Annotated in this window: 9 protein-coding genes; 2 read left to right on the top strand and 7 right to left on the bottom strand. The window is 68.7% G+C overall.

Annotation, left to right across the window (positions count from 1 at the left end):
• Positions 1–102 precede the first annotated feature (102 nt).
• From OG819_RS11250 to OG819_RS11230, 5 genes are all read right to left on the bottom strand, one after another.
• Entirely contained in the window at positions 103–1053 is a 951-nt protein-coding gene (locus OG819_RS11250; protein ID WP_266627082.1) for an alpha/beta fold hydrolase, read from the bottom strand.
• A complete protein-coding gene (locus OG819_RS11245) occupies positions 1050–1526 on the bottom strand; it encodes a phage holin family protein (RefSeq protein ID WP_266431966.1) in 477 nt (158 codons plus the stop codon). Before OG819_RS11245 ends, OG819_RS11250 begins: the two co-directional genes overlap by 4 nt.
• 186 nt (positions 1527–1712) lie before the next feature.
• Positions 1713–3104 carry a Na+/H+ antiporter NhaA gene (nhaA, locus tag OG819_RS11240; protein WP_266649204.1) on the bottom strand — a complete coding sequence of 464 codons (1392 nt, stop codon included), beginning with the start codon at positions 3102–3104 and terminating at the stop codon, positions 1713–1715.
• A gap of 315 nt (positions 3105–3419) precedes the next feature.
• Entirely contained in the window at positions 3420–5420 is a 2001-nt protein-coding gene (gene acs, locus OG819_RS11235; RefSeq protein ID WP_266627085.1) for an acetate--CoA ligase, read from the bottom strand.
• A 340-nt stretch (positions 5421–5760) separates the two neighbouring features.
• A complete protein-coding gene (locus tag OG819_RS11230; RefSeq protein ID WP_266649202.1) occupies positions 5761–8184 on the bottom strand; it encodes a bifunctional SulP family inorganic anion transporter/carbonic anhydrase in 2424 nt (807 codons plus the stop codon).
• A 334-nt stretch (positions 8185–8518) separates the two neighbouring features.
• Between OG819_RS11230 and OG819_RS11225 the strand changes: the two genes are divergently transcribed.
• Positions 8519–9781, top strand: coding sequence for a hypothetical protein (locus OG819_RS11225; RefSeq protein ID WP_266649200.1), 1263 nt, complete (start codon positions 8519–8521; stop codon positions 9779–9781).
• Here the strand turns inward: OG819_RS11225 and OG819_RS11220 are convergent.
• A complete protein-coding gene (locus tag OG819_RS11220; protein ID WP_266649198.1) occupies positions 9771–10751 on the bottom strand; it encodes an ATP-binding protein in 981 nt (326 codons plus the stop codon). The genes OG819_RS11225 and OG819_RS11220 overlap by 11 nt on opposite strands.
• Before the next feature lie 101 nt (positions 10752–10852).
• On the opposite strand from OG819_RS11220, the gene OG819_RS11215 reads away from it, so the two are divergent.
• A complete protein-coding gene (locus OG819_RS11215; protein ID WP_266627093.1) occupies positions 10853–11677 on the top strand; it encodes an oxidoreductase in 825 nt (274 codons plus the stop codon).
• 386 nt (positions 11678–12063) lie between these two features.
• On the opposite strand, the gene OG819_RS11210 is transcribed toward OG819_RS11215, so the two are convergent.
• Positions 12064–12897: an HAD family phosphatase gene (locus OG819_RS11210; protein ID WP_266627095.1), complete on the bottom strand. Its 834-nt coding sequence runs from the start codon at positions 12895–12897 to the stop codon at positions 12064–12066.
• Between the last annotated feature and the right edge of the window lie 146 nt (positions 12898–13043).

Genomic DNA, 13043 nt, shown 5'->3' with positions numbered 1-13043 from the left:
CCCAATTGGCCTATGCGCCAGGCATTTGGCTGTTCGTAGGACAGGTGTTCCCGTCCGCATACCGGGCGCGCCACGGGCCGCAATCGGACAGTCACCGACGGATCACCGGTCGGGCTCGGGATCCTTCAGCCAGTTGACCAATTCGGTCGAAAACGCCACCGGGTCCTCTTCGTGGGGGAAGTGTCCGAGACCGTCGAACAGCCGCCAGCGGTACGGCGCTTCGACGTACTCCCCGGATCCGGCCGCGCTCCGTGTCCGCATCACAGGATCGAGCGATCCGTGCAGATGCAGCGTGGGCACCCGAACCGGGCGCTTCATGCGCCGGTTGAACTGGATCCCGTCCGGACGCGCCATCGAACGGACCATCCACCGATAGGGCTCGATCGAGCAATGCGCCGTCGACGGGATGCACATGGCGCGGCGATACGTCTCCACGGCCTCGTCGTCCGGCTGCCGCGGCCCCGACCAGTCCCGTACCAGACGACCCACCAGGGCGCCTTCTTCGGCCACGAGTTGGCGCTCGGGGATCCAGGGCCGCTGGAACCCCCAGATGTACGAACCCGCGGCCGACTGCTTGACGTCGGAGAGCATGGCCGAGCGCCAGCGCCGCGGATGCGGCATGGACGACACGGCGAGCCGGCGGACGAGCTTGGGGCGCATCACGGCCGCCGTCCACGCCAGATAGCCGCCCAGGTCGTGTCCGACGAGTGCGGCGTCGGGCTCGCCGAGGGACCGTACGACCCCGGTGATGTCGAGTGCGAGGTTGGCGGGGTCGTAGCCGCGGGGCGTGCGGTCGCTGCCGCCGACGCCGCGCAGATCCATGGCCACGGCCCGGAAGCCCGCGTCCGCGAGCGCCACCATCTGCCGGCGCCAGGTCCACCAGAACTGCGGGAAGCCGTGCAGCAGCAGGACGAGCGGTCCGTCGCCCATCTCGGCGATGTGGAAGCGCGCGCCGTTGGCGGCGACGTCCCGGTGGGTCACTTCTCTCCCGCCGGGGACGTCGAGCCGCACGACCGAGGTGGGTTGCGCCGAAGGGGTGGCGGGGTCCGTCATGACGTCGAGCGTGCCACAACCTCGACCGCGTCACTCACAGGGGCGGTCCGGGGATGCGGTTTGGCGTTCTGGAGCACGCCCGCCGTCTCCTTGACCGAGGCGGCCACCTTCTGCGGGCCCTTGCCCTTCTTCGCCTTCTTCGCGAAGACCAGACCGATCAACGCGAGGAGGGCGGCGACCAGCACGTTCGCGGCGAACGACAGGACGAAGCAGATCGCGAGATTCCAGTGGCTCCAGGTCCGGATGCCGTACGCCAGGGCGAAGTTCAGCATCGGCAGGGAGAAGATCAGCACCGCTCCGGCCGCGGAGAACGCGCCGCCGCTGACCGCACCACGCTTGACATCGCGCTTGAGCTGCGCCTTCGCCAGCGCGATCTCGTCGTGCACCAGCGCGGACATCTCGGTCGTCGCCGAGGCGAACAGCTGGCCGATGCTGCGTTCGGCGCCGACCGGGCTGCCGTCGGGTGCGCTCATCGCGGACTCCCTCTTCTGTATGTGTCTGCTCTGTCGTGCCGCTCTGCACGGGTCCGGCTGCCAAGGGTGCCGGTACGGACCCTGGCTTCTCCAGAGTCCGTACCGCCGTACCGCCTGCTGCCGAACTGTCTACTGCTGACCGTTCGGTCTTGACCGTTCGGTTCTGACCATCCGGTTCTGCTCAGATCATGCCGGACCGTCGTTCTCCTCGCTTGCCCCGCCCGCCACTTCGGCAAGCCTTCGGTGCTCGGCGGCCTTCCGTTCGTGGATCTCGGCCATCCGCAGGTGGTACGCCGGGTTGTCCTGCTCGTAGATGTCGGGGATGCCGTCGCTGTCCTCGTCGAGCTCCTCGGCCTCGCACAGCGCACGGTACTTGGCGTTGCGTATCTTCAGCAGCGTCGTGGCGAGTACGGCGGCTATGAGTGAGCCGATCAGTACGGCCGCCTTGACCTCGTCGGTGAGTACCGAGTCGTCCGTGAAGGCGAGCTCGCCGATGAGGAGGGAGACGGTGAAGCCGATTCCGGAGAGGGAGGCGACGGCGAAGACGTCGGGCCACACGAGATCCTCACTGAGCGAGGCGCTGGTGAAACGTGCCGCCAGCCAGGTCCCCCCGAAAATGCCCACGGCCTTCCCGACGACGAGCCCCAGCACGACACCGAGCGTCTCGGGTCGCGTGAACACATCGCCGACCGCTCCGCTGGAGACGACGACCCCGGCGCTGAAGAGCGCGAACAGCGGCACGGCGAGCCCGGCGGAAAGGGGCCGCACAAGATGCTCGATGTGCTCCCCCGGTGAGTGCTCCTCGCCCTCCCGCCGGTGACAGCGCAGCATCAGCCCCATTGCGACGCCGGAGATGGTGGCGTGGACGCCGCTGTTGTACATCAGCCCCCAGATGACGAGCGCGAGCGGCACATACACGTACCACCCGCGTACGCCCTTGCGTAGGAGTACCCAGAACACACCGAGCCCGACGACGGCCCCGCCGAGCGCACCGAAGTCGATGTGTTCGGTGAAGAAGATCGCGATGATCAGGATCGCGACCAGGTCGTCGACCACGGCGAGGGTGAGCAGGAAGGCGCGCAGGGCGGACGGCAGGGAGGTGCCGATCACGGCGAGCACGGCGAGCGCGAAGGCGATGTCGGTGGCGGTGGGCACGGCCCACCCGCCCAGGGACCCGCCCCCGACCGCGTTGGTGAGCGTGTAGACGAGCGCGGGTACCGCCATTCCGCACACGGCCGCGACGACGGGCAGTATTGCGGCCTTCGGATCCCGCAGATCCCCCGCCACCAGCTCGCGCTTGAGTTCGATCCCGGCGACGAAGAAGAACACGGCCAGCAGCCCGTCCGCCGCCCAGTGCTGAACGGACAGGTTCAGCCCGAGAGCCGAGGGCCCGAAATGGAGGTGACTGACGGTGGCGTAACTGTCCCGCAGCGGCGTATTCGCCCACACCAGCGCGGCAACCGCCGCGACGAGCAACAACACCCCACCGACGGTCTCGGTCCGCAACGCCTCCGCGACGAAGTTCCGCTCGGGCAGCGACAGCCGTCCGAGAAGCTTGCGGTTGCTGGGCGCGGCCACGGCGGGACCTCCGGGTCGTTACGGCTGCTTGCTGACGGCCGCCACACGGGATCGCTGACGACACCGCCGACCAGACTTCCCGGCACACCCTGAGGTCACTACTTTACCTTGCCATTACAGCGAGGTACTTCGCGTTGCGAACATATGGGACATGGGGCGAGCCCCAGGAGAAGGCCTCCCGGTGTCGCAAGGCCATGGCGGCACTGCCCGCCTCGCGGCCGACCGGAACAGGGCCGCGGAGCCTCACAAGGTTGGCGGGTGTGGGGGCACGAAGTACCCCCACACCCAAAAGGGGCGGGTGGGTGAGGGAAACCCTCAGTCCTCGCTCGGCGCCGCCGGCAGCTTCGCCTGGATGAGATCCATGACCGTGGAGTCCGTCAACGTCGTGACATCCCCCAGCTCCCGGTTCTCCGCCACGTCACGCAGCAACCGCCGCATGATCTTCCCGGACCGGGTCTTGGGAAGCTCGGCCACCGGCAACACCCGCTTCGGCTTGGCGATCGGCCCCAGCGTGGCTCCCACGTGATTCCGCAGATCCGCCACCAGCCCGGCATCCTCCGCGGAAGCGGTCCCCCGCAGAATCACGAACGCGACAATCGCCTGCCCCGTCGTCTCGTCCGCCGCACCGACCACCGCCGCCTCGGCGACCGAAGGATGCGAGACGAGCGCCGACTCCACCTCGGTCGTCGAGATGTTGTGCCCGGACACGAGCATCACGTCGTCGACCCGCCCGAGGAGCCAGATGTCCCCGTCCTCGTCCTTCTTGGCGCCGTCCCCGGCGAAGTACTTCCCCTCGAACCGCGACCAGTACGTGTCGAGGAACCGCTGGTCATCGCCCCAGATCGTGCGCAGCATCGACGGCCACGGCTCGGTCAGCACGAGGTACCCGCCACCCCCGTTGGGAACCTCCTGGGCCTCGTCGTCGACCACAGTCGCCGAGATCCCCGGCAACGGCCGCTGCGCCGACCCCGGCTTGGTCTCGGTGACCCCCGGCAGCGGCGAGATCATCATCGCGCCGGTCTCGGTCTGCCACCACGTGTCCACGATGGGCGTCCGGTCGCCGCCGATGTGCTTGCGGTACCAGATCCACGCCTCGGGGTTGATCGGCTCGCCCACGGACCCCAGCACCCGCAGGCTGCTGAGATCGAACTTCGCGGGGATGTCGTCCCCCCACTTCATGAACGTACGGATCGCGGTGGGCGCCGTGTAGAGAATCGTCACCCCGTACTTCTGCACGATCTCCCAGAAACGCCCCTGGTGAGGAGTGTCCGGCGTCCCCTCATACATCACCTGCGTCGCACCGTTCGAAAGCGGCCCGTACGTGATGTACGAGTGCCCGGTGACCCAGCCGATGTCGGCCGTGCACCAGTACACGTCGGTCTCCGGCTTGAGATCGAAGACGGCGTGGTGGGTGTACGAGGCCTGCGTGAGGTAACCGCCCGAGGTGTGCAGGATGCCCTTCGGCTTCCCCGTGGTCCCGGAGGTGTAGAGGATGAACAGCGGCTGCTCGGCGTCGAACGCCTCCGGAGTGTGCTCGGCGGACTGCCGCTCGACGATCTCGTGCCACCACACGTCGCGGCCCTCGGTCCAGTCGACCTCCTGGCCGGTACGGCGGACCACCAGCACCTTGTCGACCCCGTCGACCCGGCTCACCGCGTCGTCGACCGCCGGCTTGAGCGCGGACGGCTTACCGCGTCGGTAACCGCCGTCGGAGGTGATGACCAGCTTGGCGTCGGCGTCCTGGATGCGCGTGGCGATCGCGTCCGCGGAGAACCCGCCGAACACGACCGAGTGGGCGGCGCCGATCCGTGCGCACGCCAGCATCGCGACGACGGCCTCGGGGATCATCGGCAGATAGACGGCGACCCGGTCGCCCTTCCCGACGCCCAGCTCGGTCAGTGCGTTGGCGGCCTTGCTCACCTCGTCCTTGAGCTCGGCGTACGTGATCGCCCGGCTGTCACCCGGCTCGCCCTCGAAGTGGATGGCGACCCGGTCGCCGTTCCCGGCCTCTACATGCCGGTCGACGCAGTTGTACGCGACGTTCAGCTTCCCGTCGGCGAACCACTTCGCGAACGGCGGGTTGGACCAGTCCAGGGTCTCGGTCGGCTCGGTGGCCCAGGTCAGCCGGCGGGCCTGCTCGGCCCAGAAGCCGAGCCTGTCAGCCTTGGCCTGCTCATACGCCTCCGCAGTGACATTGGCGTTCGCTGCCAGGTCGGCGGGCGGCGCGAACCTGCGCTCTTCCTTCAGCAGGTTGGCCAGGCTTTCGTTGCTCACGACATCTCCCTTTCCCAGGGTGTCCGTTGTGTCCCAGGCCACAGCTCATCAGACCGGGGGCCTCGATGACAAGGGCCGATCTCAAATTGGTTTAGACCTATAGGGGAGCTGAGGTCTCTTCAGAAGCACGCACCAGGCACACGTGAGGTACGCACTCCGAGCCACGTACGGACAGGTGCGCGGGTTCACCCGGCGACGTCTCCCGCGACCGACCCCCACATGGACGCGTGACAGATGTGGCGCCCGGGCGTGTCGCGGCCCCCGCCCCAGGTCCGCACGAGGGAGCCGTCACCCCGTACCTGCCGTATCCCTACGCACGGCGTGGTGCGCGCCCCCGCCGACCGGGGCCGCGCACCACGCCGAGGTCACACGGGTGGCGAGGTCAGGCGGGGTGCCGTAGATCCTCGGTGGCTCCCACGTGATCGAACAGCTCGCCACCGTCACGTTCGACCAGCAGATACGCCTGCGCCTCCCCGACGTGGAAATACATTCCGTGCAGTTCGAGCGCACCCTCCCGCAGAGCCCGCGCCACGGACTCGTGTGCCCGCAGATGCTCCAACTGCTGGACCACGTTGGTCAGACACAGCTGCTCCACCGCGTCGGCCGGCGCCCGCCCGGCGATCCGGGCCCAGGGGCGGTTCTTCGCGGCCATCCGCTCCAGACTCGGAAGCCCATGCCGCAACCACCGCTTGAGTGGGGTCTGTGCCCCGCCGGGCTCCGAGTTCAACAGGGCCTGCATGGCCCCGCACCCGGAGTGCCCGCACACCGTGATGGACCGCACATGCAGCACGTCCACCGCGTACTCGATCGCAGCGGCCACCGAGTCGTCCCCGCTCTCCTCCCCGGGCCTCGGCACGAGGTTGCCCACGTTGCGTACGACGAAGAGGTCACCCGGACCACTGGAGGTGATCATCGACGTGACGAGCCGTGAGTCGGCACAGGTCAGGAACAGCTGCGAGGGCCGCTGCCCTTCCCGCGCCAGCCGCGCCAGCTCACCTCGCACCAGGGGCGCGGTGTTGCGCTGGAACGCGCTGATTCCGCGTGCCAGTTGGTGCGCGCTCTGCCCGCTGCGGCCGTCGCGCCCGGCGGAACCGGCCGCTCCGTCGGGTCCCTCCGACCCGTCTGCCGGGCCCTCCCCACCCGACCGCTCGCCGGGGGATGCGGGCTGCGGACCGGCGGAGGGTTCGCAGTGGTGGTTGCGCCAGGGCGTCCAGGGGCGGCAGCGGCAGTGGGAGGGGCCCTCGGGCTCGGCGATCCTGGTGCCGGTCCGGCCGGACCGGCCGGTCAGCTCGACCGTGCCGCCTCGCGCGACATGCGAGTTCTGCCAGTCCTGCAGGGACTCGTACGCCGCGTGGTCCATGAACGAGCCGTCCAACTCGAGCACCACATCAGCGCCTTGAGGCACCAGGTGCAGGGCGCGGCTGAGCCGAGGCACCGCGAGGAACGTCAACTGCCCTCGCACTTGTACGTGATGGACTGCTCCTCTCTCTTCGTGCGTGATGCGTGTGCGGGCGAGGCGGCGCAGGGCTACGGCGACGGCGACGGAGACCCCCAGCGCCACGCCCTCGAGGACGCCGAGGCATACGACGCCGAGCGTGGTGACGATGTACACCAGCACTTCGCGGTGGCGGGTGACCGTGCGGATGTGGTGCAGGGACACCATCTGGATGCCGACGGCCATCACCAGGGCGGCGAGCGATGCGAGGGGGATCAGCTCCAGGATCGGGACCATCAGCAGCGCGGCAACTACTACGAAAACGCCGTGCAGCATCGTGGAGTTCCGGCTCACGGCACCGGCTTGCACATTCGCCGAACTGCGCACGGCGACCCCGGCGAGGGGCAGTCCGCCGAGCGCGCCGGAGACGACGTTGCCGGCGCCCTGCCCGAGCAGCTCCCGGTCCAGGTCGGAGCGGCCCACCCGGGTTTGCTGCGCGGGCCGCCCCGCCACCATCTTGTCCACGGCCACGGCGCCGAGCAGGGACTGCACACTGCACACCAGCGTGACGGTGAGGACGGCGGCGGCGATTCCGAGCACCGGTCCCTCGGGCAGCCCGGCCAGCGCGTGGCTGCTCCAGGACGGCAGGTCGACCTTGGGCAGGACCAGCCCCGTGAGCGAGGCGGTCACGGTGGCACCGGCGACGGCGACGAGCGCGGTGGGCACGGTGCGCAGGACGTGCCCGACCCGTCCGGGAATCCGGGGCCAGGCGAAGAGGAGCGTCAGGGTGAGCGCGCTCATCGAGACCGCCCCGGGGTGAACGTTCGCCAACTGGGCGGGCAGCGCGCTCAGGTTCTCGAGCACGGAGCTCTGCGGGGTGCCGCCCAGCACGATGTGCAGTTGGGCGACGGCGATGGTCACACCGATGCCGGCGAGCATGCCGTGCACGATCGCGGGGCTGACGGCGAGCGCGGTACGGGCCACGCGCAGGCATCCGAGGCCCAGCTGGGCGACCCCGGCGAGGACGGTGATGGCGCAGGTCGTACGCCATCCGTAGCGATGGATGAGATCGGCGGTGACGACCGTGAGGCCGGCGGCGGGCCCGCTCACCTGGAGCGGTGAGCCGCCGAGCCGCCCGGCGACGATTCCGCCGACGGCAGCCGCGACAAGGCCCGACTGGAGCGGCGCGCCGGTGGCGAGGGCGATACCGAGAGACAACGGCAGGGCGATCAGGAAGACCGCGATCGAGGCGGACAGATCGGCGCCCGCGATACGGAATCGGCGGGGCGGGGTGGGTGGGGGGCTGTGGGGTTTGTGGATGCGCCTGGGCCGAGATGAGTCGGTGGCGCGGGTGGGGACGCAGGCAGACATTCCCGTCTCCTCCGGGGCAGCGCGGTCGCGGAACAGGTGGTCCCCGCCCAGGGAGGGCGGGGGCGGATCGCGGCCGTGGGTCACGGCGTGCAGCGGCGGGACTTTCAACGATCGGTAAACGAATCGTAATCCAGAGTAAAGCTCTTATGCGGACTTTAGTGGCAAATGGGGCAGCAAATCACTCACGTGGGTGAACCGGTCTTTTTATCGGCTTGTCGTATTTATTCATTCTCGGTCGCGTGCGACCTTGGCGGCGCTGTCGGCATTTAGCCGCACATCACCCTAGAACGCCCGAAGCGGCGTTGCTCTGACTGAAGGAAGAAGGTGGGCGGAGATGGCCGCCACCCAGAGGATCGCCGCGAGCGTAGCAATTGCCGCGGCCTGCGCCACGGCGCTCGCCGGTTGCGCCACCGGTACCCAGCAAGGCGCGCACGGCGCGAACGAGGCCGCAGGGGCCCCGGCGCCCCGGAGCGTGGTCCGCCTGATCGGCGACGGCTCCACCGCGTATACGGGAGCGCAGCCGAATCTGCCCCAGCCCGAGCGACTGAAGCCCGGTCAGAAGCCCCCGCAGTTCGTGGTCTTCTCCTGGGACGGCGCTGGTGAGGACAGCCAGAAGCTCTTCTCGCACTTCCGCGAGGTGGCCAAGGCCAACCGGGCGACGATGACGTACTTCCTGAGCGGTGTGTACATGCTGCCGGAGGACAAGCGCGAGTTGTACAAGCCACCGGAGCATTCGCCAGGCAGCTCGGAGATCGGCTTCAACGACGAGCAGGGCATCAAGAACACCGTCGAGCAGCTACGCGGTGCGTGGCTGGAGGGCAACGAGATCGGCACGCACTTCAACGGCCACTTCTGCGGTCCGGAAGGCGGTGTCGGCGAGTGGTCGGTCGCCGAGTGGAGGAGCGAGATCGCCCAGGCGAAGGCGTTCGTGAAGTCCTGGAAGACCAACGCGGGCATGAAGAACGCGGCTCCGCTGCCCTTCGACTACGACAAGGAGCTCATCGGTGCCCGTACGCCCTGCCTGGAGGGCCAGAAGAACTTCATGAAGGCGGCCCGGCAGCTGGGCTTCCGCTATGACACCAGCGGCGTCAACAACCAGGTCTGGCCCAAGAAGAAGAACGGCCTGTGGGATCTGTCGATGCAGCTGGTCCCCTTCCCCGGACACACCTTCGAGCAGCTCACCATGGACTACAACTTCATGGTCAACCAGTCGGGCACGCTGACCCAGGGCGACCCCGACAAGCGGGAGTACTGGGGCAACCAGATGCGTGACGGCCTGCTCAAGGGCTTCGACCGCGCCTACGACGGCAACCGCGCGCCGCTGATCATCGGCAACCACTTCGAGTCCTGGAACGGCGGCACCTACATGCGTGCCATCGACCAGGTCGTGGAGAACGTCTGCAACAAGCCTGACGTCCGCTGCGTCTCCTTCCGGCAGCTCGCCGACTGGCTCGACGCCCAGGACCCGACCACGCTCGACAAGCTGCGCGGCCTCAACGTCGGAGAGGCCCCGAAGCAGGGCTGGGCGTCCCTCCTGTCGGGTCGCCCGGCCCCGGCCCCGAAGGGCATCCCCGGGGCGCCGGCCGTCAGGCCGTAGCCACCAGCCCCTCGCCGAGTACGAAACCGGGATCGACCTGCGCCGCCAGGTCGGCCCCGGTCCTCTCGTTGCCCCAGCTGCCCGCGTTCTTCAGGTGGAAGTGCACCATCTGGCGCGTGTAGCGCTCCCAGTCCCGCAACTCGTACGTGGCGTCGGCGGCACTCTGCAAGATGCGCAGGGAGCGCCGGTTGGCCTCCTCCAGGAGCTCGAACCGGGGTGGGCGGCCCTTCTCCATGGCGCGCACCCAGTCCGAGTGCCCGACCGTGACCAGAAGGTCGTCGCCGACCTCGGCGCGGAGGAAGTCGATGTCGTCCTGGCCCTGCACCTTGTTGCCGACGACCTTCAGGATGACCCCGAAGTCGCGGGCGTACTCCTTGTATTGCCGATAGACGGAGACTCCCTTCCGGGTCGGCTCGGCGACGAGGAACGTGATGTCGAAGCGGGTGAACATGCCGGACGCGAAGGAGTCGGAGCCCGCCGTCATGTCGACGACGACGTACTCGCTCTGGCCGTCGACGAGATGGTTCAGGCAGAGCTCCACCGCACCGGTCTTGGAGTGGTAGCAGGCCACTCCCAAATCGGCCTCGCTGAACGGGCCGGTGACCATCAAACGGACGGCGCCGCCGTCGAGTTCCACCGGCCGCGCACAGGCGTCGTACACCGGGTTGTTCTCGCGCACCCGCAGCAGTCGGGACCCCTCGCCGGGCGGTGTCGTCTTGATCATCGTCTCGGCGGACGTGATCCGCGGATTGGCTCCGCGCAGGTAGTCTTTGATCAGCTGCAGCCGCGGGCCCATGGCGGGCAGCCCGGCGGCCACCGCCTCGTCGAGGCCGAGCGCGGCCCCCAGGTGTTGGTTGATGTCGGCGTCCACCGCGACGACCGGCGACCCCGAGACCGCGAGGTGGCGGATGAAGAGGGAGGACAGGGTGGTCTTGCCGCTGCCGCCCTTCCCCACGAAAGCAATTTTCATGTTCACCAAGGGTAGTCGGGTGATTGCTCATGGTGCCCTGGTGACGTGAAGAAGACCACTCCTTCGTGGGGCGGGCCGCCGGGGTGCGTAGGGTCGTACTCATGAGTACGACAGGCGCGACCGCCGATCCGCTCGCGGCCCTGGGCTCGCTGCCCGGCGTGGCCGAATCCGTGGAGTCCGTCCGCAAGGCGGTGGACCGGGTCTACGGACACCGGATCATGCGGCGCCGCAGTAACGAGATCACTTCCGAGGCCGCGCTGCGGGGCGCCCGCGGCTCCGCGGCGCTGTCGGGCACCGACTGGGCTCTCGAAGAGGTGCGCCGCCGCACCGACTTCAGCGGTGACGGCGAGGCCCGCGCGGTCGGCGCGGCCCTGCGGCTGACCGCCGAGGCGGGTCAACTCCTGTCCATCTGGCGACAGTCGCCGCTCCGGGTGCTGGCCCGGCTGCACCTCGTGGCGGCCGCGGACAGGGCAGGCGCGGTCGGTCGGCCCCGCCAGGACGGCGAACCGGTCGACGAGCCGCTCGTCGAGCTGCCCCTGCCGGAGGCGAGCGAGGTGGCCGGCCGGCTCGAAGGGCTGTCTCAGCTGATCATCGCGGGTGGTTCGGCCCCGGCTCTGGTGACGGCGGCCGTCGTGCACGGCGAACTGCTCGCGCTGCGCCCCTTCGGCACCCATAACGGCCTCGTCGCGCGCGCGGCCGAGCGCATCGTCCTGGTCGGCAGCGGCCTCGACCCCAAATCCGTCTGCCCGGCGGAGGTCGGTCATGCCGAGCTGGGCCGCGCGGCCTATCTGGCGGCCCTGGACGGTTATGTCTCCGGCACCCCGGAGGGCATGGCGGCCTGGATCGCCCACTGCGGAAAGGCGATTGAACTGGGAGCCAGGGAGTCGACAGCCGTCTGCGAGGCGCTTCAGCGCGGCGCGGCATAAGTCCTACAGCGCGGGTCCGTGTGCGAACCGGCCCCAAAAAGGGTTGCGGCGGTACGAGTTTTCGTACCGCCGCTGGCATGCTCACCGGGTTACCAAGCGTCCTCGATATGTTGCCCATCAGGTCGGGAACTCCTGCCCGTCACCTGGTGCGGCTGGCCCGTAATCGACGGGTCGACGTCGCGTGGGTGCTCGATGTCCATGCTCGGTCCGTGGGGCCTCGTTGCGTTTGAAGGTGATCCTTTCGGATGTCCTTGGTCTCGCGGGCCGTTAACCCCTTTGTACTCCTGGTCCAGGGGAAGCGGAACCCCTGACTGCACTTCTTTACTTTTAGGTTCAAACGGGTGTTAATCAGGCATAAATGTGCGGCGCCCGCATGCGTGACACGCTCACGCCACCGTGGTGCGCCGCTTGCTCGCGTACCAGACGAGCCCCGCCGTGGCCGCTGCCGCGCCTATCGCGGCCGCCGCGACGAGCGCGGGACGCGGCGGCACCGACAGTGCGGGCAGCCGCTGCTTGAGCCGGACCGGTCGGTGGAAGTCCAGAATCGGCCACGAACGGGCAATTGCCTCGCGTCGCAGCGCACGGCCCGGATTCACCGCATGGGGATGGCCGACGGCCTCCAGCATCGGAACGTCGGTCACGGAGTCGCTGTAGGCGTAGCAGCGCGAGAGGTCGTACCCCTCGGACGCGGCCAGCTCCTTGACGGCCTCGGCCTTCGTCGGCCCGTACGCGTAGTACTCCACCTCTCCGGTGAAGCAGCCGTCCTCGCCCACGACCATGCGCGTGGCCACCACCCGGTCCGCGCCGAGGAGCTCTCCGATCGGCTCGACCACCTCCGCCCCGGACGTGGAGACGATCACGACGTCGCGCCCGGCGGTGTGGTGCTCCTCGATGAGGGAGGCGGCCTCGTCGTAAATGATCGGGTCGATCAGGTCGTGCAGCGTCTCGGCGACGATCTCCTTGACCTGCCGCACGTTCCAGCCGCGACACAGCGCGGAGAGGTAAGCGCGCATCCGCTCGATCTGATCGTGGTCCGCGCCGCCCGCCATGAACACGAACTGGGCGTATGCGGTACGCAACACGGCCCTTCGGTTGATCAGCCCGCCTTGGTAGAACGACTTGCTGAACGTGAGCGTGCTCGACTTCGCAATGACCGTCTTGTCCAGGTCAAAGAAGGCTGCCGTGCGAGGCAAGGAGTGGTTTTCCACGAGCCCGAGCATATGCGCCCACCATTCGGGCTAGTGTGGGGCGCGTGGGTTTGCCTGAGAGGGCTCTCGGGTACACCATGGAAGTCACGGATCGTTCGCGACCGTGCTAACCCGGTCCGACTCCTCCCCCCCCGAGTCGGCCGTGGGGACGACCCCCG

The organism is Streptomyces sp. NBC_01549, from assembly GCF_026339955.1.
In the GTDB taxonomy this organism is placed as follows: domain Bacteria; phylum Actinomycetota; class Actinomycetes; order Streptomycetales; family Streptomycetaceae; genus Streptomyces.
This window is presented reverse-complemented; position numbering and strand designations above follow the sequence as displayed.